The sequence below is a fragment of the Roseivivax jejudonensis genome, assembly GCF_900172265.1.
Classification (GTDB): Bacteria; Pseudomonadota; Alphaproteobacteria; order Rhodobacterales; family Rhodobacteraceae; genus Roseivivax; species Roseivivax jejudonensis.
Map to the genome: position 1 here is coordinate 94,640 of NZ_FWFK01000003.1, position 21,410 is coordinate 116,049.

Here is a 21,410-nt window from a genome sequence, read left to right on the forward strand (position 1 = left end):
CGCCATGGACCAGACGATCATCAACATCATCTTCGTGGGCGCGTCCTTCGCGCTCTATATCGGGATCGCCATCTGGGCGCGCGCCGGCTCCACCAGCGAGTTCTACGCCGCAGGCCGCGGCGTGCATCCCGTCACCAACGGCATGGCGACGGCGGCGGACTGGATGTCGGCGGCCTCGTTCATCTCGATGGCCGGCCTGATCGCCTTCACCGGCTACGACAACTCCACCTACCTCATGGGCTGGACCGGCGGCTACGTTCTGCTCGCGCTCCTGCTCGCGCCCTACCTGCGCAAGTTCGGCAAGTACACGGTGTCCGAGTTCATCGGCGACCGGTTCTACAGCCCGACCGCGCGGCTCGTCGCGGTGATCTGCCTCATCGTCGCCTCGGTGACCTACGTGATCGGGCAGATGACCGGCGTCGGCGTGGCCTTCGGCCGCTTCCTCGAGGTGGACAGCACCACCGGCCTGCTGCTCGGCGCGGTCATCGTGTTCGCCTACGCGGTGTTCGGCGGCATGAAGGGCGTGACCTACACGCAGGTGGCGCAGTACGTCGTGCTGATCTTCGCCTACACCATCCCGGCGATCTTCATCTCGCTGCAGCTGACCGGCAACCCGATCCCGGCCCTCGGTCTCTTCGGCGAGCATCAGGGCTCCGGCGAGCCGCTGCTCGCGCGTCTCGACCAGGTGGTGACGGATCTCGGCTTCAACGAGTACACCGCGCACAATGGCGACACGTTCAACATGCTGCTGTTCACGCTGTCGCTGATGATCGGCACCGCGGGTCTGCCGCACGTCATCATGCGCTTCTTCACCGTGCCGCGCGTGGCCGACGCACGCTGGTCCGCGGGCTGGGCGCTGGTGTTCATCTCGCTTCTGTACTTCACCGCCCCGGCGGTTGGCGCGATGGCGCGGCTCAACATCACCGAACTGTTCTGGCCGAACGGCACGGACGGCGAGGCGGTGGCGATCGAGACGATCGAGAGCGATCCGGCCTATGACTGGATGCCGACCTGGCAGCAGACCGGCCTTCTGGGCTGGGAAGACAAGAACGGCGACGGCCGGATCCAGTACTACAACGACGGCGATGCCGACATGCAGGCGCGCGCCGAGGAAGCCGGTTGGGAAGGCAACGAGCTGACCAACTTCAACAACGACATCCTCGTGCTCGCCAACCCCGAGATCGCCAACCTGCCCGGCTGGGTCATCGGCCTCGTGGCCGCAGGCGGGATCGCGGCGGCGCTGTCGACGGCGGCGGGCCTGTTGCTCGCGATCTCCTCGGCGGTCAGCCACGACCTCGTGAAGGGGGCGATCAACCCCGGCATCTCGGAGAAGGGTGAGCTTCTGACCGCCCGGATCGCGATGGCGGTGTCGATCGCGATCGCCACGTGGCTCGGGCTCAATCCGCCGGGCTTCGCGGCGCAGACGGTGGCGCTGGCCTTCGGCCTCGCGGCGTCGTCGATCTTCCCGGCGCTGATGATGGGAATCTTCTCGACGAAGATCAACAACAGCGGCGCCGTGGCGGGCATGCTCGCAGGTCTCGGCACCACGCTGATCTACATCTTCCTGCACAAGGGCTGGTTCTTCATCCCCGACACCAACATGTTCACCGATGCGGACCCGATGATCGGCACGATCAAGTCGACCTCGTTCGGCGCGGTCGGCGCGGCGATCAACTTCGCGGTGGCCTACATCGTGGCGTCGATGACCAAGCCGGTGCCGGACGACATCAAGGACCTGGTGGAAAGCGTGCGCGTGCCGCGCGGCGCCGGAACCGCCCAGTCCCACTGACCCCGGCGGCGGGCGGCGCATGACGCCGCCCCTGCCACGGCGGCGCATGACGCCGCCCCTGCCACGGCGGCGCATGACGCCGCCCCTGCCACGGCGGCGCATGACGCCGCCCCTGCCCCGGCGGCGCCAGCCGCCCCTGCCCCTGCGGCGCGTGACGCCGCCCCTTGTTCCGGCCCGTCCGCGACACCTCGCGGGCGGGCCATCCATCCACCGGAGACCCGGCCATGGCGCTCGATCCCGACGCTCTCGTCGATTTCCTCTCGGCGATGGATCCCTACGCGGCCCTGACGCCCGAGGCGCGCCGCGCGCTCGCCCACAGGTTCCGCCAGCAGGACGTGGCCGCCGGCCACCCCGTCTACACCTTCGGCGATCGGCTCGACGGGCTCTACATCGTCGTCACCGGAGAGATCGAGGTGCGCGACGAACACGGCGCGCAGATCTCCCTGCTCGGTCCCCGCAACTCCTTCGGCGAACGCGGGCTCGGCCGCGACGGCCTCGCCGCGACCACGGCCACCGCGCGCAGCGACGCCACGCTGCTCGTCCTGCCGGCCGCCGAATATCACGACCTCGTCGCCGCGCACGACCACGTGCGCCGCTTCTTCGACCGCCGCCGCCAGGCCCGGCCCGAGGGCAACGACCTCGCAACCAGCCGGGTCGAGACCCTGATGGCGCGGTCCCCGCTCACCTGCCCGCCCGACGCCACTGCGCAGGACGCGGCACGCCGGATGCGCGCGGCAGGCGTCTCCTCGATCTGCGTGACCGAGGGCGACCGGCTTGCCGGGATCGTCACCCTGCGCGACGTGTCGGGCAAGATCGTCGCCGAGGGCCGATCGCTCGACACGCCGCTGTCGGACATCATGACCCGCGACCCGGTCACGCTCGAACCGTCGGCGCTCGGCTCGGACGTCCTTCACGCGATGATGGAGCACGGCATCGGCCACCTCCCGATCTGCGTCGCCGGGCGGCTCGTCGGGATCGTCACCCAGACCGATCTGACCCGCTACCAGGCGGTCACGTCGGCCGACCTCGTGGGCGAGGTGGCGACCGCCGACACCGCCGAGGAGATGGCGCGCGTCACCGCGCGGATCCCGCAACTGCTGTCGCAGCTCGTCGCCGCCGGCAACCGCCACGAGGTGACCACCCGGCTCGTGACCGACATCGCCGACGCCGCGACGCGCCGCCTGCTCGCGCTGGCCGAGGCCGAGTTCGGGCCGCCCCCGGTGCCCTATCTCTGGCTCGCCTGCGGCAGCCAGGGCCGGCAGGAACAGACCGGCGTCTCCGACCAGGACAACTGCCTGATCCTCGACGACGCGGCGACCGAGACCGATTTCGGATATTTCGACAGGCTGGCGCGGTTCGTGTCGGACGGGCTGCACACCTGCGGCTACGTCTACTGCCCCGGCGACATGATGGCGACCAACCCGCGCTGGCGGCAGCCATTGCGCGTCTGGCGCGACTACTTCCGCACGTGGATCTCCCGGCCCGACCCCGAGGCGCAGATGCTGGCGTCGGTGATGTTCGATCTTCGCGCCATCGGCGGCACGCGGTCACTGTTTGACGACCTGCGCGAGGAGACGCTCGCAAAGGCGCAGAAGAACTCGATCTTCGTGTCCCACATGATCGCCAACTCGCTCAAGCACACGCCGCCCCTCGGCCTCATCCGGGGCTTCGCGCTGATCCGCTCGGGCGAGCACAAGAACACGCTGGACCTCAAGCATTCTGGCGTAGTGCCGGTGACCGATCTCGGCCGCGTCTATGCGCTGCAGGGCCGGCTCCTGCCGGTGAACACGCGCGCGCGGCTCGCCGCGGCGCGCAGCGCGGGCGTCATCTCCGAGCGCGGCGGGCAGGATCTGCTCGATGCCTATGACCACATCGCCGAGACGCGCCTGAACCACCAGGCCCGGCAGGTGCGGCGCGGCGAGGCGCCGGACAATTTCCTTGCGCCGGCCGAGCTGTCGGATTTTGATCGCGCGCACCTGCGCGACGCCTTCGTGGTGGTCAAGGGCATGCAGTCCTCGGTCGGCCACGGACGCGGGATGCTGAGCTGAGTTTCGGGGAGGAAACGGCATGGTCTTCGAACTCGTCGCGGTGGTCCTCGCCGGGGTGGCGGGCGCCGGCCTGATGCTCCTGGCGAGCAGGCTTCTCGGGGAACGCGTGCCGCGCTGGCTCGTGCCGGTCGCTGCCGGGGGCGCAATGCTGGCCGCGGCGATCTCGAACGAATACGGCTGGTACGACCGCACGCGCGGCAGCCTGCCCGACGGCATGGTCGTGGCCAGCGCAGTCGAGGGCCGGCACTGGTGGCGTCCGTGGACCTACGCCGTGCCGATGGTGGAACGCTTCGTCGTCGTCGACGCGGCGGGCCTCCGCGCCAACGCGCAGGATGAGGGGCTCTACCTCGCCGATCTCTATTTCTTCGGCCGCTGGCGCGCGACGCAGGCGCTCCAGGTGATGGTCGATTGCGAGGACGGGCGCCGGGCCGATCCCGCCGGCGGCGACGGCGGAGAGCCGGTCTGGCGCGAGGTCGGCGCCGACGACCCGATCGTCGCGTCGGTCTGCGCCGCGGCGGCCTGACCCCGATGCGCGGGTCCTTCCGCCTCCGCGTCCTGGCGATGTTCGCCGCCCTCGCCGCCGGCGCGATCGGTGCCGTGGGCGCCGGCATCGCGCTCGGCAGCGCCCGGCCCGACAGCGGCTTTCTCATGGCGTTCGTGGTCTCCGCCTTCCTGCTGCTCGGGCTTTGCACGCTCTTCTGGTGGCTCTTCGACACGAACGTCGCGCGCCCGCTCGAACGGCTCGCGGCCGAGCTTCGGGTCCGGGCGCATTCCGGCGCGACGACGACGCTCGACCTGTCGGCCGCGCGCTATCTCGGGGATCTCGCGCCCGCGGCCGACGCGGTCACGCGCGCCCTGGGCGACGGCGCGCTCGCCACTGCCGAGGCGGTGGCCGCCGAGACCCGGAACCTCGAGGCCGAGCGCGCGCGGCTGACCGCGCTCCTGACCGAGATCCCGGTCGCCACGATCCTCGTGAACGCCGACGACCGGATCGTGCTCTACGACGGTCAGGCGGCCGAGGTGCTGGCGCAGATGGCGCCGCCGCGGCTCGGCGCGCGCCTGTCGGAGTATTTCGAGGCCGGACCGCTGCGGGCCGTTCGGGCCGAAATCGACCGGTCCGGCCTCGCCGCCTCGGCCAAGCTGCCCGCGCGCGGTGGCGCGCAGACCTTCGCGGCGCAGCTCAAACCGATGGATGGCGGCGGTTACCTGCTTGTCATCGACGCCGAAGAGACGACGCTCGACCCGAGCGCCGCGCGGCCCATCGTCTACGATTTCGCCCTGTCGGACCGGTCCGGCGACGGTGGCGCGGTCGCCGATCAGCGATTGTCCGACCTGACCTATTGCGTCTTCGACACGGAGACGACGGGCCTTCTGCCGCATCGCGACGAGATCGTGCAGATCGGCGCGGTGCGCGTCCTGAACGGGCGCATCGTGCCCGGCGAGCGGTTCGAGACGCTGGTCGATCCGGGGCGCCCGATTCCCGAGGGCGCGACGCGCGTGCACGGCATCTCCGACCGCATGGTCGCCGGCGCGCCGCGCATCCTGCAGGCCGCGCGCCGCTTTCACGACTTCGCCACCGGCGCGGTGATCGTCGCCCACAACGCCCCGTTCGACATGGCCTTCCTGCGGCGCCACGCGGCCGAGGGCGGACTCGTCTGGGACCACCCGATCCTCGACACCGTGCTGCTGTCGGCGGTGCTCTTCGGCACGACAGAGCGCCACACGCTCGACGCGCTGGCCGAACGGCTGGGCGTGGCGGTGCCGGCGGCGGGGCGCCATACGGCCATGGGCGACGCCGAGGTGACCGCGCAGGTTCTCCTGCGCATGATCGCGATGCTCGAAGGCCGCGGCATCGACACGTTCGGCGCGCTGATCGCCGAGACACGCCGGCACGGCCGCCTGCTCGAGGATCTGAACTAGGCCCTCTCGTCGCGATACGCCCTAGCGCGCCTCGCCACGACGGAGCCAGACCGGGCCGGCGATATCCGCGATCGACGCGCCGGGATCCGCGCATCGCGCGATCAGCGCGCGCCCGATGCGCCGACCGAGATCCCGCGTGTCCGCCGCGATCCAGGCGCCGGCCCCGGGATGCGCCGCTCCCACCGTCACGATCCGTGCAGCCGGCATGCCGCATGCCCGCGCACGCGTGGCCGAGGCGGGCGAAAGGCAGACAACGCCGTCGGCCGGGTCAAGCGCATCGATCCATCGCTCGGGCGCCGTCGACTCCGTCGGAGCGTTACTGTCCCTGCCGAGCGATTTTCCCAACCTCGCACAGAGCGAAGACTCCGCGTCCCGCAGGCAGACCCAGGATGCCTCGCGCCACGGTGCGCCCGGATCGATCACGGGCGACGCTCCGGCGATCACGAAGCGTGTCGCGCCGCCGGCCGCGAGCACGGAGCGCGCCAGCCGAAACGCCTGCGCCGCGTCGAGGCACGCCGACGGCACGCTCCCGTCCGCGCGGCCGAGCGCGATACCCGGCACGGGCCCGATCGGCCCGATCCGCCCGGCCCGACCGTCAAGCACAAGCGCGGCTGCCCCCTCGGCCCGCAGCCGCGCCGCGACCGGCAGCACCGGGTTTTCGGCCCCGACGGTTGCCGCTTGACCCGGATCGTCCGGCGCCGCCAGCAGAAGCGCCCGGCCCGCCTCCGATGCCGCGGCCGACAGGCCCGTGAGTACGCCTGCCACCAGCGGATCGTCGAGCGGCGCCAGCGCCACCCCGATCGGCCCCGCACCCCCGGTCCGAAACCGGACGGCGCGCCCGTCGTGGACATAGCCGAGCCGTGCCACTGCCGTCCGGACGCGCGCCGCGGTCTCCGGGCGCACGGGCCCGCCGCGGAGCACGACCGACACCGTCGACTTCGAGACACCGGCGTGCCGGGCGACATCACGGATCGTCGGCCGGGCGAACGCGACCTGCGTACCCCTGTCGCCCGTCCCGTCCGCCAAGATCCGCCGCCTCGCAACGCTCGCCGTGCCCGCGACCGGCCCCTTGGTCCGGTCACCGAAGACCATCAAACCCGCAAAAGACTAAGAATGCCTTAAGGCGGCTACTCGGCGGCGACCTTGCGCGGCTTGAGCATATCCTTGAGGTAGCGCCCGGTGTGTGAACGCTCGACCTGCGCGACGTCCTCGGGCGTGCCAACCGCAACGATCTCGCCGCCACCGTTGCCGCCTTCCGGCCCGATGTCGATCAGCCAGTCCGCCGTCTTGATGACGTCGAGATTGTGCTCGATCACGATTACGGTGTTTCCGGCGTCCACAAGGGAATGAAGCACTTCGAGAAGTTTCTTCACGTCCTCGAAGTGCAGCCCGGTGGTCGGCTCGTCGAGAATGTAGAGCGTCCGGCCGGTCGATCGCTTTGCCAGCTCCTTCGACAGCTTCACACGCTGCGCCTCGCCGCCAGACAGCGTCGTTGCCTGCTGGCCGACCTTGATGTAGCCGAGCCCGACCTGAACAAGCGCGTCCATCTTCTCGCGGATCGACGGCACGGCCTTGAAGAAGTCCTGCGCGTCTTCGACCGTCATGTCCAGAACGTCGGCTATGCTCTTGCCCTTGAAGCGGATTTCCAGCGTCTCGCGGTTGTAGCGCGCGCCCTGGCAGGTTTCGCAGGTGACGTAGACGTCCGGCAGGAAGTGCATCTCGATCTTGATGACGCCGTCGCCCTGGCACGCCTCGCAGCGGCCGCCCTTGACGTTGAACGAGAACCGGCCGGGCTTGTAGCCGCGCGCCTTCGCCTCCGGCAGCCCGGCGAACCAGTCGCGGATCGGCGTGAACGCTCCCGTATAGGTCGCCGGGTTCGACCGCGGCGTGCGCCCGATCGGGCGCTGGTCGATGTCGATCACCTTGTCGAGATGCTCGAACCCCTTGATCGTTTCGCAGGGCGCCGGCGTCTCGCGCGCGCCGTTCAGCCGCGTCGCCGCGGTCTTGTAGAGCGTCTCGATCGTCAGCGTCGACTTGCCGCCGCCGGACACTCCGGTCACGCAGATGAACTTGCCGAGCGGGAACTCGGCGGTCACGTCCTTGAGGTTGTTGCCGGTGGCGTTGACCACCTTCAGCTTCTTGCGATTGCCCTTGCGCCGCTCCGCCGGAACGGGGATTTCGCGTGTCCCGGCAAGGTATTGGCCGGTGACGCTCTTCTCGTTCGCGGCGATCTCCTGCGGCGTGCCGTGGGCCACGACCTGTCCGCCGTGCACGCCCGCACCGGGGCCGATGTCGAACACGTAGTCGGCCTCGCGGATGGCCTCCTCGTCATGCTCGACGACGATCACCGTGTTGCCCTGGTCGCGCAGGTTCTTCAGCGTCCCGAGCAGGCGGTCGTTGTCGCGCTGGTGCAAGCCGATCGAAGGTTCGTCCAGCACGTAGAGCACGCCGGTCAGGCCCGAGCCGATCTGGCTCGCCAGCCGGATCCGCTGGCTCTCGCCGCCCGACAGGGTGCCGGCCGAGCGCGACAGCGTCAGGTAGTCGAGGCCGACATTGTTCAGGAATCCAAGGCGTTCGCGGATCTCCTTGAGAATCGCGCGCGCGATCTCGTTCTTCTGCTTGGTCAGCGAATCCGGCACGCCGGCGCACCAATCATAAGCACCCTTGATCGACATCTCGACCACTTCGCCCACGTGCAGACCGCCGATCTTGACCGCCAGCGCCTCTTCGCGAAGCCGGTAGCCGCCACAGACCGAGCAGGCCTTGTTGTTCTGGTAGCGCTCGAATTCCTCGCGGATCCAGCTCGAGTCTGTCTCGCGGTAGCGCCGCTCCATGTTCGGGATCACGCCCTCGAAGGTGCGGGTCACATTGTAGACGCGCCCACCTTCATCGTAGCGGAACGGGATCTCGTCCTCGCCCGAGCCGAACAGGAACACCTGTTTCACGAAGTCCGGAAGATCCACCCACTTGGTATTGGCGTCGAATTCGTAATGCTTCGCAAGCGCCTGAATCGTCTGCGTAAAGTACGGGGACTTGCCCTTGCGCCAGGGCGCGATCGCCCCGTTCGAGATGGTCAGGTTCTGATCGGGGACGACCAGCCGCTCGTCGAAGAACAGCTCCACCCCCAGACCGTCGCAGGCCGGGCACGCGCCGAACGGCGCGTTGAACGAAAACAGCCGCGGTTCGATCTCCGGGATCGTGAAGCCCGATACCGGGCAGGCGAAGTTCTCGCTGAAGGTGATGCGCTCGGCTTCGCCCTCGCCCTCGCGCGGCGCGGTCTCCAGCACGGCGATGCCGTTGGCGAGGTCGAGCGCGGTGCGGAACGAATCCGCCAGCCGCGTCTCCATCCCTTCGCGCACCACGATGCGGTCGACGACCACGTCGATGTCGTGGCGATACTTCTTGTCGAGCGTCGGGGGCTCGTCCAGTTCGTAGAACGTGCCGTCCACCTTCACCCGCTGGAAGCCCTGCTTGCGCAGCTCGAGAAACTCCTTGCGGTACTCGCCCTTCCGGTCGCGGATCATCGGCGCGAGGAGATAGCCGCGCGTGCCCTCCTCCATCTTCATCACCGCGTCGACCATGTCCTGCACCTGCTGGGCCTCGATCGGCAGGCCGGTCGCCGGCGAATACGGCGTGCCGACCCGGGCAAAGAGCAGCCGCAGGTAGTCGTAGATCTCGGTCACCGTACCGACGGTCGAGCGCGGGTTCTTCGACGTGGTCTTCTGCTCGATCGAGATCGCCGGCGAGAGGCCCGAGATGTGGTCCACGTCGGGCTTTTCCATCATGTCGAGGAACTGCCGCGCATAGGCCGACAGGCTCTCGACGTACCGTCGCTGGCCCTCGGCATAGATCGTGTCGAAGGCGAGCGACGACTTGCCCGACCCCGACAGGCCGGTGATCACCACCAGCTGGTCGCGGGGGATGTCGACATCCACGCTCTTGAGGTTGTGCTCGCGCGCGCCGCGCACCTCGATGTGCTTCAGTTCGGGCATGTCCGCTCTCGTTCCTGCGCCAATCGCAGCATGTAGTCGGCTTTCCGCGCCGTGCCAATCGCAGCCTGGAACATTCCGAGAACTTTTACCATGATTTTACACTTTGTCCGGAATCGGGTCGGCGTGCGGGCCTGACGCCTGCGCGGCGGGCAGCGACGGACAGGCTTCACACGGCGCCGGCACCGGGTAAGGTCGGGCCATGACGTGCCTGATCCCCTCGTGTCCCGTCCCGATCCTGGCCGCCGGCCTCGGCCTCTTCGTCGCCGTCGTACCGGTGGCGGCGCAGGAGCCCGCGACCCAAGTCACGAACGTGGTGCTCGAGGCCGACGAGGTGGTCGACGCGGGCGAGCCGGTGCCGGTGGTCTGGCTCGGACCGGACTCGCCGGGCGACTACATCGCCGTCGCCGCGCCGGACGATCCCGGATACGTCGCGCTGGAGCCAACGGGCCGGGGCAGTCCGCTGCGGCTGACGATGCCGGCCGAGCCCGGGCAGTACGAGCTGCGATACGTTGCCGCGGCGGGCAGCGAGGTCCTCGCCCGCCGGCCGATCGAGGTGCTGCCGGTCTCCGCCACGCTGTATGCCGCGCCGCGGGCGCGCGCGGGCGACGCGCTCTCGGTCGACTGGGACGGGCCGGACTATCCCGGCGACCGCATCGCCATCGCGCGGGCGGCGGACGGCGGCACCGCCGCGTCGACGCCGACGCGCATGGGCGCGCCGCTGACCGTGACGGCGCCCCACGCCCCCGGCGCCTACGAGCTGCAATACGTGATGAACACCGGCGACACGGTGCTGGCAGCCCAACCGCTCGAGGTGGTCGAGGTGTCCGCGACGCTCGACGCCACGGAGACGGCCACCGCCGGCGCACCCGTCGTCGTGACGTGGGACGGCCCGGCCTATCCGCGCGATTTCCTCAGCGTCGCGCGCGCCGACGATCCCGGCTACGAGAGCTTCCGCTACGTGCGCGACGGCAGCCCGCTGATCCTCGACATGCCGACCGAGGCCGGCACCTACGAGCTGCGCTACGTCGCCGCCGGCGTCGGAGAGACGGTGCTCGCGCGCCGCCCCATCACGCTCACCGAGGTCTCCGCCCGCATCGAAGCACCCGAGACCGTGCCGGCAGGCGAAAACATCCCCGTGGCATGGGAGGGGCCGAACTACCGGCGCGACTTCGTGAGCATCGCCGGCGTCGCCGCGCCCGACGGGGACACCCTGTCCTTTGTCTACGTCGGCGACGACAGCCCCGCGCTCCTGCAGGCGCCCGAAACGCCGGGCCGCTACGAGCTGCGCTATCACCTCGGCGCGGACGACCGCGTGCTGGCCCGCCGGCCGATCACCGTGACCGAGTGACCCGGCTCAGCGATAGAGCATCGACCGGCCGTCGTGGAACAGGTGCACCTTCTCGGGCTTCGCGCCGAGCTTGACCTGCCGGCCCCGCAGGTCGGCGTGCACGCCCGGAAGCTTGCCGATCACCGGCTCGTCTGATTTCGTCTCGAAATAGAGCAGCGTCACCTCCCCGAGCGCCTCGGTGATGTCCACCCGGCCCTCGTAGATGTGCTCGCCCTCGGTCTCGACGAAGTCCTCGGGGCGCACGCCCACGTTGACCGTCTTGCCCTTGTCCTCGGGCCGCGTCCCGATCGCCGACACCGCGGTGCCGCCGCCGGTCATCTTCACCGTCGTCCGGTCGCCCGTCTCCACGATCTCGCCCGGCAAGAGGTTCATCGCCGGAGAGCCGATGAACTGCGCCACGAACTCGCTGTTCGGCGTCTCGTAGAGCTCGAGAGGCGTGCCCACCTGCGCGATGCCCTTGTTGGCGAGCACCACGATGCGCGAGGCCAGCGTCATCGCTTCCACCTGGTCGTGGGTGACGTAGATCATGGTCGAGTCGGGCATCTGCTCCTTGAGCTGCGCGATCTCGATCCGCGTGGCGACACGCAGCGCGGCGTCGAGGTTCGACAGCGGCTCGTCGAAGAGATAGACCTTCGGGTCGCGCACGATCGACCGGCCGATGGCGACGCGCTGGCGTTGTCCGCCCGACAGCGCCTTGGGCAGGCGGTCGAGATAGGGATCGAGCTGCAGCATCTTCGCGGCCTTGGCCACCGAGGCGTCGATCTCGTCCTTCGACTTCTTCGCGATCTTCAGCGCGAAGCTCATGTTGTCCCGCACCGTCATGTGCGGATAGAGCGCGTAGGACTGGAACACCATCGCGATGCCGCGCTGCGCCGGCGGCACGTCGTTGACCAGCTGTCCGTCGATCTCGAGCGAGCCGGAACTGATCTTTTCCAGCCCGGCGATCATCCGCAGGAGCGTCGACTTCCCGCACCCGGACGGCCCGACAAAGACGATCAGCTCGCCCTTGTCGATGTCGAGATTGATATCCTTGAGCACCTCGACCGTGCCACCGTACGTCTTGCCGACATCGGTGAGTTTCAGTGTCGCCATCTCGGGTCTCCTCCTCCCGTCCGTCCTAGTCCGCAGCCTTCAGAAGCAGGGCCGGCTGCCACGGCCCGAGATGCAGGCGTCCGTCGGGCGCCGGCCCGGCCGAGCCGAGCTCGATCCCGATCTGCCGCCACGTACCCTCGGGCATCTCCAGCAGTCCCGGATCACCCGACAGGTTGAACGCGCAGAAAATGGTCTCCTCCCCGTCGCTGCGCGTGAAGGTCAGCACGTCGCCGACCGCCTCCATGCGCGACTGGTCGCCCATCATCAGCGCCGTGTGAGCGTGCCGGAACGCGATTGCCCGGCGGTAGTGGTGCAGGATCGCCGCGGGGTCCTGCTCCTGGGTCGACACCGCGCGGTTGAGGTGCTCGTGGCTGACCGGCAGCCACGGCATCCCCGCCGAAAAGCCGCCGTTCTGGTTCGAGGGCTCCCACACCATCGGCGTGCGGCAACCGTCACGCCCCTTGAAGGCCGGCCAGAACTTCTTGCCGTAGGGGTCCTGCAGATCCTCGTAGGCGATCTCGGCCTCCGGCAGCGCCAGCTCCTCGCCCTGGTAGAGGCAGCAGGATCCGCGCAGGCACATCATCAGCGTGTTGAACAGCCGCGCCCCCGCCTCGGTCAGTTTCCAGCGGGTCAGGTGCCGCGGCACGTCGTGGTTGGAGAACGCCCAGCACGCCCAGCCCCGCGCCGCCACCGCCTCCACCTTCTCGAAGACCTCGGCGATGTAGGGCGCCGTCGGCATCTTGTCGGACAGAAGCTCGAAGGCGTAGCTCATGTGGATCTTGTCGTCGCCGCCGGTGTACTCGCCCAGCACCTCGAGCCCGCGCTGATCCTCGCCGACCTCGCCCACGGCGGCGGCGTTGTATTCGTTCATCAGAACGCGCAGTTTCTTCAGGAATTCAAGGTTCTCCGGCTGCGTCTTGTCGTAGAGATGGTTCTGCCACGTGTAGGGGTTCACCGCCGGCGCGGTGATCGGATTGCGTTCTTCCGGCGGAAGCGGAGGATTGTCGCGCAACTCCTTGTCGTGGACGTAGAAGTTGATCGTATCGAGGCGGAAGCCGTCGACCCCGCGGCCGAGCCAGAACCGCGCGATGTTCAGAAGCGCCTCCTGCACCTCCATCGAATGGAAGTTCAGGTCCGGCTGCTCCGTCAGGAAGTTGTGCATGTAGTACTGCATCCGCGTGCCGTCCCACTGCCACGCGGACCCGCCAAAGATCGACAGCCAGTTGTTGGGCGGCGTGCCGTCGGGCTTGGGATCGGCCCAGACGTACCAGTCGGCCTTGGCGTTGTCGCGCGAGGTCCGCGACAGCTTGAACCACGGATGCTCGATCGAGGTGTGCGACAGCACGAGGTCGATGAAGACCCGGAGCCCGAGCCTGTGCGCCGTGGAGATCAGGATGTCGAAATCCGCGAGACTGCCGAACATCGGATCGACGTCGCAGTAGTCGCTGACGTCGTAGCCGAAATCGTGCATCGGCGAGGTGAAGAACGGCGAGATCCACACCGCGTCCACGCCCAGCGACGCGACATGCGGCAGCCGCTGCGCGATACCGAGCAGATCGCCGATCCCGTCGCCGTTCGAATCCTGGAACGAGCGCGGGTAGATCTGGTAGATCACCGCACCCCGCCACCAATCCGTGTTCGCGTCGTCGCGGGTGGGCTGAACCGAGGGGGCCACATTCATCCGCGTTGTCCCTTTTCCTGGGGCGCGCGCCGCGCGCCCGGTCTGTCTGGTCTCGCCGCCTCCACGCGCGGGCTGCCGCGCGGTCTCCCTTCGGCGTCGATACGGGGGGGTCTCCTCCCTGTGACTTACTTGACGGAGCCCGCGAGCAGGCCGCGCACCAGGTATTTCTGCATCGCGAAGAACACCAGCAACGGCACCGCGATCGACACGAACGCGGCAGCGGCGAGGATGCCCCAGTCGCCCCCGCGCGAGCCCAGCAGGTCGTCGGCGATCTTCACCGTCATCACCCAGCTGTCGGATTGCGACGGCAGGAACACCTTGGCCACGAGCAGGTCGTTCCAGGTCCACAGGAACTGGAAGATCGCGAAGCTCGCCAGCGCCGGGAACGACAGCGGCAGCACGATCCGCGTGAAGATCTGGAAATCCGTCGCCCCGTCGACCTTGGCGCATTCGATGATGTCGCGTGGCAGCCCGATCATGTAATTTCGGAGCAGGTATATCGCGAGCGGCATCCCGAACGCCGTATGCGCGAGCCATACCCCGAGGAAGCTCTGCCCGATGCCCACCTGGTTGTGCAGCGTCAGCAGCGGCACCAGCGCGATCTGCAACGGCACCACCAGAAGGCCCACCACCATCGCGATCATGAAGCCGCGCGCGGCGAAATCCATCCAGGCCAGCGCATAGGCCGCGAAGGCCGCCACCACGATCGGGATGATCGTCGCCGGAATCGCCACCGTCAGCGTGTTCATGAACGCCTGGTCCATGTTGTCCGACGTCAGGATCTGCTCGTAATTGTCGAGCGTGAACTCCGGCGGCTGTGGCGCGGTGATGTAGACCGACGGCGCGCGGTCGATCTCGTCGACGTCCTCGTATCGGAAATCGCCGTTCTCCATGACGGTCAGCGCCCGGTCGAAGACCGGCGCGGGATCCGACAGGATCTCGTTGCCGTCCTCGTCGGTGTCGGGAAACTCCGGCTGCCCGTCCGCCGGATAGGCGATCTCGATGTTGGTATCGTCCTGTTCGCCGTCTTCCATGACGAACACCTCGTAGCGGGCGTAGGTCTGGCCCGGCTCCGCCGCCGACGGGTCGCGCGAGGTGATGCCGAAGCCCGAAACCGTGCCCGATCCGGCCCCTTCCTCGTTCTCGAAGAGGTTGCCCTCGAGCACCCAGCGGTCGCCGTCCTGCACCGCGCCGTCGGCCGACGGCGACACCCGGTAGGCCTGGCTCACGCTGAACGCCGCGCGCCACCAGCCCGATTCCGAGATCTGTTCGCGCTCGCGGAACGAGGACACGAGCAGCCCCACGGTCGGGATCAGCCAGATCAGCACCAGCGCGATGACGCTGAGGTTCGTGGCGATCGACAGGCCCGACTTCTGACCGGCGATGTTGTCCATGACGCGGGTCTCCTCAGCGCATCTCGCGGCGGGCCTGGATGATGTTCCAGACCATGACCGGCGTGACGATGATCATGATGACGAAGGCGACGGCCGTCGCCCGCCCGTCGTCGCGGAACATGTAGTCCATCATGTACGACGGCAGGATCTCGGTATCGAAGTTGCCGCCGGTCATCGCGTAGACGATGTCGAAGACCTTGAGCACGAGGATGGTGATCGTGGTCCAGACCACGACGATCGTCGGCATGATCTGCGGGACCTTGATCTTGAAGAAGATCTGGAACGGTCCGGCGCCGTCGATGATCGCGGCCTCGATCGTCTCTTCGGGGATGCCGCGCAGCGCCGCGGACAGGATCACCATGGCAAATCCCGTCTGCATCCAGACCATGATGAACATGATGAAGAAGTTGTTCCAGAACTGGATCTGGAGCACGTCGATCGGCTCCATCCCGAACAGGTCGCGAACCGCGTTGATGATGCCGATGTCGGGGTCGTTGGCGTAGACGAACTTCCAGATCAGCGACGCGCCCACAAAGCTGATCGCCATCGGCATGAAGATCATCGACTTCGCCAGGTTACCCCATTTCAGCCGGTCGGTGAGCTGCGCCACCAGCAGGCCGAAGAACGTCGCCGCCGCCGGCACGAAGATCACCCACAGGATGTTGTTGAACAGCGCGACGCGGAAGCCCTCCTCCGAGAACATCTGCGCGTAATTGCCGAGGCCGATGAACTCCTCGCCCGACCGGTTGAACAGCGACCGCCAGAACGAGCCGACGACCGGGTAGATCAGGTAGAGCGACAGAAAGAAGATCGCCGGGAACACGAACAGCCACGGCCGGACCATCTCGGCCCGCGCGATGTTGCGGCCCTTGTCGTCGGTGCGCGGCGGAAAGATGAACCGGTCGAGCACGTAGTTCGACGCATAGAAATATGCCGCGCAACCGCCCACGCCGATGGCTATGGTGACGAACCCCAGAAGGATGGGTGACATCGGTCGTGCCTCCGCCGTTGGAACCGCGGCCCCGGATCCGGGGCCGCGTGTGGATCAGCGGCTCAGTTGAGCCCGTCCCAGCGCTGCTGGATCTGCGAGGCCACCGCGTCGGCCTCGGACCCGGTCACGTAGTCGACCATCCCGGTCCAGAACGCGCCGGCGCCGATCTCGGCCGGCATCAGGTCCGACGCGTCGAAGCGGAAGGTGGTCGCGTCACGCAGGATGTCGCCCTGCGCCTGCAGCGCCTCGTTCGCGTAAAGGTCCGTGTTCACGCCCAGATGCGCTGTCAGGAACGCGTCCTGCGCCATCCAGATCTCGTGCGCGATCGGCAGCTTCAGGAACTCGATCATCGCGCTCGCCGCGTCCGACGGGTTGGTGATCGAAAAGAGCGTGCCCGCCCCGAGCAGCGGCTGCCCGAGATCCGAATCCTCGAAGGCCGGGAAATAGAAGAAGTCGACGTTCTCGCCCTGCTCCGCGTCCTCGGGGAAGAAGGCGGGGATGAACGACGCCTGACGGTGCATCGCGCATTCCGGCGGAATGGTGAACAGGCCCGCCGGGCTGTCGCGGAAATCGGTGGTCGCGGCCGCCTCGGCGCCGCCGGCGACGAACTCGTCGGTCTTGGCGTACCAGCCAAACTCCTCGATCGCCTCGACCACCTGCGGGTCGTCGAACGGGATCTCGTTGGCCACCCAATGGTCGTAGACCTCCGGCTCGTGCAGGCGCAGCATCATGTCCTCGACCCAGTCGGTCGCGGGCCAGCCGGTCGCCGCGCCGGATCCGAGCCCGATGCACCACGGCGTCAGCCCGTCATCGGCCATGTCCTCGGTCAGCTCCTTGAGCTCGTCCATCGTCTCGGGGATGTCGTAGCCGAACTCGTCGAAGGTGATCGGGTTGTACCAGACGAGGCTCTTCACATCGATCCGGTAGAACATGCCGTAAAGGTCCTCTTCGCCCTCCGGCCCCTCGTAGGTGGCGAGGTCCACGAGGCTCTCGCCCGCGGCGTAGTTCTCGGCCACCCAGTCGCCGGTGCCGTCCGGCAGCGGCGTCAGGAAGCCCTGGCTCGCCATGTCGGCCGCGAGACCCGGCTGCGGGAACACGGCGAGGTTCGGCGCCGAGCCCGAGCGTGCGGAGATCACGATGTCCTGCTCGAAGCTGTCGGATCCCGAGTAGTTGACGCTGGCGCCCGTCGCCTCGGCGAAATACTTGAAGACCTCGTCCACCTTCTCCTTTTCGTTGCCGGTCCAGGGGCCGGTGATGGTCACCGTCTCGCCCGAGAAATCGTAGCTGTCGGCGAACTCCTGATACCCGTCCCAGGTGTAATCGCCCTCGCCCACCGGAACGATGAGATCCTGCGCGGCGGCCGAGCCGGCCCAGAGCGCCAGCGTCGCCACGCTCGCGGTCAATGCACGTGTCATGTCTCCAGATCCTCCCGTTATCCTGTCTGCCGGACCCCACCGATCCGGCGATTTTGCGCGCCCGGGGATAGGGAACTGCCCAAAGCGCTTTGATGGCGCAACGCTCCCGCGTTTCCTCCGTTCTGTCAATGGCCGCCCCTGCAAAGGTTCCAAGACAATCAATGCCGCAGCGCAGCAAGGGCGGGCGGCAAACGGAGCTTTTCTCGCAGCGTCATTTGCGTCTATCCTCGCTCGGAATTGAAAGCGCTTTGGGGCGCCCGACCATGAATCTCAAGGAGCTTGCGGAGCATCTGGGCCTCAGCCCGACGACGGTCAGCCGCGCGCTGAACGGCTATCCGGAAGTGAAGGAGACGACCCGCGCCCGCGTCGAGGCCGCCGCCCGCCGATACAACTACACGCCGAATGCCTGGGCCAAGGGACTGGCCACCGGGCGGGCCATGTCCATCGGTCACGTCATGCCGGTCTCGAAGATGCACGAGATGGTCAATCCGGTCTTCGGCGACTTCATCACCGGCGCGTCCGAGGCCTATGTCGAGGCCGGCTACGACCTCAAGCTCACGCTCGTGGGCGACGACGACGAGACCGCCCGCTACCGCGCGCTGTCGGCCAAGGGCAATGTCGACGGGATCATCGTGCACGGCCCGCACCTCACCGACCGCCGCATCGACCTCTTGCGCGAACTCGGGCTGCCCTTCGTCGTGCACGGCCGCGCCTCCGAGATGCCGGCGGACTACGCGTGGATCGACATGAACAACCGCCGCGCCTTCGACCGCGCGACCGAACTGCTGATCGAGCTCGGCCACCGGCGCATCGCGCTGGTCAACGGGCTCGAGCACATGGACTTCGCCCATCGCCGGCGCGACGGCTTTCTCGCCGCGCTCGAGCGCGGCGGCATCGACGCCGACCCCGCGCTCATGCGCGCGGGCGAAATGACCGAGGGGCTGGGCTTCCGCGCGGCCTCCGACATGCTCGCCCGACCCTATCCGCCGACGGCCTTCCTCGCCTCTTCGATGGTCACCGCGATGGGGATCTGGCGCGCGCTGGCCGCCCGCGGACTGACGATGGGGCGCGACGTGTCGGTCATCACCCACGACGACGATCTGGGCTATCTGCGCAACGGCGAGGACGTGCCGATCTTCACCGCGACGCGCTCGTCGGTCCGCGCCGCCGGCCGCACGGCGGCCGAGATGCTGCTGCGGATGATCGGCGATCCGGGTTGCGCGCCGCTGCAAACCCTGATGGAAGCTGAACTGATCCTCGGACAATCGACCGGCCCCGCGCCGCGCCCCCGGTAGAGGCCCGCCCATGCGCCATTCCAGACAGGACTTTCCCGCCGACTTCGTGTTCGGTACCGCCACCTCGGCCTACCAGATCGAAGGGCACGCCTTCGGCGGCGCCGGGCCGACGCACTGGGACACCTTCGCGGCCGCGCCCGGCAACGTCGTGCGCGCCGAGAACGGCGACCGCGCCTGCGATCACTATCACCGCTACGAGGAGGATCTCGACCTCGCCGCCGGCGCGGGGTTCGACGCCTACCGCTTCTCGACCTCCTGGGCGCGGGTCCTGCCCGAGGGCACCGGCGCCCCGAACCCCGAGGGGCTCGACTTCTACGACCGGCTCGTCGACGCGATGCTGGCGCGCGGGCTCAAACCCTGCGCGACGCTCTACCACTGGGAGCTGCCCTCGGCGCTCGCCGATCGCGGCGGCTGGACGAACCGCGACATCGCCGCCTGGTTCGCCGAGTTCACCGAGGTCGTCATGTCGCGCATCGGCGACCGCGTGTTCTCGGTCGCGCCGATCAACGAACCGTGGTGCGTCGGCTGGATGAGCCATTTCCTCGGCCTGCACGCGCCGGGCCTGCGCGACATCCGCGCCACCGCGCGGGCGATGCACCACGTCCTCTTGGCGCACGGACAGTCGATCCAGGCCATGCGGGCCATGGGCATCGGCAATCTCGGCGGCGTGTTCAACATGGAATGGCCCGAGCCCGCCGACGACAGCCCCGCCGCCGCCCGCGCGGCCGCCACCTACGACGGCTATTACAACCGCTTCTTCCTCGACGGGATCTTCAAGGGCGCCTACCCCGAAAGCGTGCTCGAAGGCTTCGCGCCGCACCTGCCCGACCGGTACGAGGACGACTTCGCGGTGATCGGCGCGCCGCTCGACTGGGTCGGGATCAACTACTACACGCGCAAGGTCATCGCCCCGAACGCCGGGCCCTGGCCGTCCCTCGACGAGGTCGAGGGCCCGCTGCCCAAGACCTTCATGGACTGGGAAATCTATCCCGAGGGGCTCTACCGCTTCCTGCGCCGCACCGCCGAGGAGTACACCGGCGCGCTGCCCATCTACGTGACCGAGAACGGCATGGCCGCGCCCGACGCCATCGCCGGCGGCGCGGTCGAGGACCCCGCCCGGATCGCGTTTCTCGAGGATCACTGGGACGCGGTGCTGCGCGCGGCCGCCGACGGCGTGCCGGTCGCGGGGTACTTCGTGTGGTCGCTGCTCGACAATTATGAATGGGCGCTCGGCTACGAAAAGCGCTTCGGCCTCGTCCATGTCGACTTCGACACGCTCGCGCGGACGCCCAAGGCGTCGTGGCACGCGCTCGCCGCCGCGCTCGGGGGCCGCGATGCCTGATCGCCCGGGCGACAGCGCCAAAGATCTTGCCGTCGTCGCCGATATCGGCGGCACCAACACCCGCGTCGCGCTGGCCCGCGGCCCGGTCGTCGACGCGGAGTCGATCGCGCGTTACCGCAACGCCGACCACGGCGGGCTGACCGGCGTGCTGTCGGACTACCTCGCGCAACACAACGCCGCGCCGGTGGCGGCCTGCGTGGCGATGGCGGGGCCCGTGCGCGACGGCGTCGGGCGGCTCACGAACCTCGACTGGACCGTCGACCGCGAGTCGGTGGCGCGCGCCACCGGCGCGGCCACGGTGGCGGTGCTGAACGACCTGCAGGCGCAGGGACACGCGGTCGATCACCTCTCGGCGGCGCACCTGACCCGGATCCTGCCGGGGCGCGCGGCCGCCGAGCACGCCGCCAAGCTGGTGATCGGCGTCGGCACCGGCCTCAACGCCGCGCCGGTGTTCCGGCTGGGCGGGCAGACGCTGGTGCCGCCGTCGGAATCGGGCCATGTCAGCCTGCCCGCGCAGGACGCGGACGACCTCGCGCTGCGCGACTGGCTGGTCGCCACGCACGGCTCCGCGGGCGCCGAGGAGGCGCTGTCGGGCCGCGGCTTCGAACGCATCCACGCCTTTCTCTGCGCGCGGGACGGCGGCACACCGCGCGACGCCGCCGGCATCATGGCGGCGCACGCCGCCGGCGACGCGCAGGCGACGCGCGCGATGGAGATCTTCGCGACGCTCCTCGGCCGCGTCGCCGGCAACCTCGCGCTGACGCTGCTGCCGTTCGGGGGGATCTACCTCTGCGGCGGCGTGGCGCGGCATTTCGGCCCGCACCTCGTGCCGCTGGGCTTCGCCGAGGGCTTCCGCGACAAGGGCCGCTTTGCCGGGTTCATGGACCAGTTCGGCGTCGAGCTCGTGACCGACGACTACGCCGCGCTGACCGGGTCGGCCGCGCACCTGGCCGAGCTCGCCTGACCCCGGCAGCGGGCACGGGCGCGCCGGTGCCCCCCGAGACCGGCGCGCCGGCCCCCGGAAGGCGGCATGCGAGGGGCCAGCCCCTCGCGCTCCCCGGAGTATTGCGGCCAAGAAGAAGGCGCGCGGATCGGTCGGCGGG

15 protein-coding genes are annotated in these 21,410 nt (G+C 68.8%); 8 read left to right on the forward strand and 7 right to left on the reverse strand.

What is annotated here, in order from left to right:
• Nucleotides 1–4: 4 nt before the first annotated feature.
• The 4 genes from ROJ8625_RS08445 to ROJ8625_RS08460 all read left to right on the forward strand — a co-directional run bounded on the left by ROJ8625_RS08445 (nucleotide 5) and on the right by ROJ8625_RS08460 (nucleotide 5,757).
• Nucleotides 5–1,789: a sodium:solute symporter family protein gene (locus ROJ8625_RS08445; protein WP_085791454.1), complete on the forward strand. Its 1,785-nt coding sequence runs from the start codon at nucleotides 5–7 to the stop codon at nucleotides 1,787–1,789.
• 224 nt (nucleotides 1,790–2,013) lie between these two features.
• Nucleotides 2,014–3,837 (forward strand): DUF294 nucleotidyltransferase-like domain-containing protein, encoded by a 1,824-nt coding sequence (locus ROJ8625_RS08450; RefSeq protein WP_085791455.1) that lies wholly within the window; start codon nucleotides 2,014–2,016, stop codon nucleotides 3,835–3,837.
• 19 nt (nucleotides 3,838–3,856) lie between these two features.
• On the forward strand, nucleotides 3,857–4,360 hold the full coding sequence (locus ROJ8625_RS08455) for a hypothetical protein (protein WP_085791456.1): 504 nt from the start codon (nucleotides 3,857–3,859) through the stop codon (nucleotides 4,358–4,360).
• A gap of 5 nt (nucleotides 4,361–4,365) precedes the next feature.
• A complete protein-coding gene (locus tag ROJ8625_RS08460) occupies nucleotides 4,366–5,757 on the forward strand; it encodes a 3'-5' exonuclease (RefSeq protein ID WP_085791457.1) in 1,392 nt (463 codons plus the stop codon).
• A gap of 21 nt (nucleotides 5,758–5,778) precedes the next feature.
• Here ROJ8625_RS08460 and ROJ8625_RS08465 read toward each other — a convergent pair whose 3' ends face one another.
• Nucleotides 5,779–6,783, reverse strand: coding sequence for a LacI family DNA-binding transcriptional regulator (locus tag ROJ8625_RS08465; RefSeq protein WP_234984217.1), 1,005 nt, complete (start codon nucleotides 6,781–6,783; stop codon nucleotides 5,779–5,781).
• A 101-nt stretch (nucleotides 6,784–6,884) separates the two neighbouring features.
• The gene (uvrA, locus tag ROJ8625_RS08470; protein ID WP_085791459.1) at nucleotides 6,885–9,749 is read right to left on the reverse strand and encodes an excinuclease ABC subunit UvrA; all 2,865 of its coding nucleotides are present in this window, start codon (nucleotides 9,747–9,749) and stop codon (nucleotides 6,885–6,887) included.
• A 199-nt stretch (nucleotides 9,750–9,948) separates the two neighbouring features.
• On the opposite strand from uvrA, the gene ROJ8625_RS08475 reads away from it, so the two are divergent.
• Nucleotides 9,949–11,097 carry a hypothetical protein gene (locus ROJ8625_RS08475; RefSeq protein WP_085791460.1) on the forward strand — a complete coding sequence of 383 codons (1,149 nt, stop codon included), beginning with the start codon at nucleotides 9,949–9,951 and terminating at the stop codon, nucleotides 11,095–11,097.
• A gap of 6 nt (nucleotides 11,098–11,103) precedes the next feature.
• Here ROJ8625_RS08475 and ROJ8625_RS08480 read toward each other — a convergent pair whose 3' ends face one another.
• From ROJ8625_RS08480 to ROJ8625_RS08500, 5 genes are all read right to left on the reverse strand, one after another.
• Nucleotides 11,104–12,189 (reverse strand): ABC transporter ATP-binding protein, encoded by a 1,086-nt coding sequence (locus tag ROJ8625_RS08480; protein WP_085791461.1) that lies wholly within the window; start codon nucleotides 12,187–12,189, stop codon nucleotides 11,104–11,106.
• Between the two features lie 25 nt (nucleotides 12,190–12,214).
• A complete protein-coding gene (locus tag ROJ8625_RS08485) occupies nucleotides 12,215–13,870 on the reverse strand; it encodes an alpha-glucosidase (RefSeq protein ID WP_085791462.1) in 1,656 nt (551 codons plus the stop codon).
• Nucleotides 13,871–13,995: 125 nt separating this feature from the next.
• Complete coding sequence (locus ROJ8625_RS08490; RefSeq protein WP_085791463.1) at nucleotides 13,996–15,264, reverse strand: carbohydrate ABC transporter permease; 1,269 nt, start codon at nucleotides 15,262–15,264, stop codon at nucleotides 13,996–13,998.
• Nucleotides 15,265–15,277: 13 nt separating this feature from the next.
• Entirely contained in the window at nucleotides 15,278–16,255 is a 978-nt protein-coding gene (locus ROJ8625_RS08495; RefSeq protein ID WP_085791464.1) for a carbohydrate ABC transporter permease, read from the reverse strand.
• Nucleotides 16,256–16,317: 62 nt separating this feature from the next.
• Entirely contained in the window at nucleotides 16,318–17,670 is a 1,353-nt protein-coding gene (locus tag ROJ8625_RS08500; protein WP_085791465.1) for an ABC transporter substrate-binding protein, read from the reverse strand.
• Nucleotides 17,671–17,933: 263 nt separating this feature from the next.
• Here ROJ8625_RS08500 and ROJ8625_RS08505 point away from each other — a divergent pair, with 263 nt between their 5' ends.
• Genes ROJ8625_RS08505 through ROJ8625_RS08515 form a run of 3 tightly spaced genes read left to right on the forward strand, consistent with a single transcriptional unit; the run spans nucleotide 17,934 to nucleotide 21,271 of the window.
• Nucleotides 17,934–18,965, forward strand: a complete 1,032-nt coding sequence (locus tag ROJ8625_RS08505) for a substrate-binding domain-containing protein (RefSeq protein ID WP_085791466.1) — start codon at nucleotides 17,934–17,936, stop codon at nucleotides 18,963–18,965.
• Nucleotides 18,966–18,975: 10 nt separating this feature from the next.
• Nucleotides 18,976–20,307: a GH1 family beta-glucosidase gene (locus ROJ8625_RS08510; protein ID WP_085791467.1), complete on the forward strand. Its 1,332-nt coding sequence runs from the start codon at nucleotides 18,976–18,978 to the stop codon at nucleotides 20,305–20,307.
• Complete coding sequence (locus ROJ8625_RS08515; protein ID WP_085791468.1) at nucleotides 20,300–21,271, forward strand: glucokinase; 972 nt, start codon at nucleotides 20,300–20,302, stop codon at nucleotides 21,269–21,271. Before ROJ8625_RS08510 ends, ROJ8625_RS08515 begins: the two co-directional genes overlap by 8 nt.
• Nucleotides 21,272–21,410 lie beyond the last annotated feature (139 nt).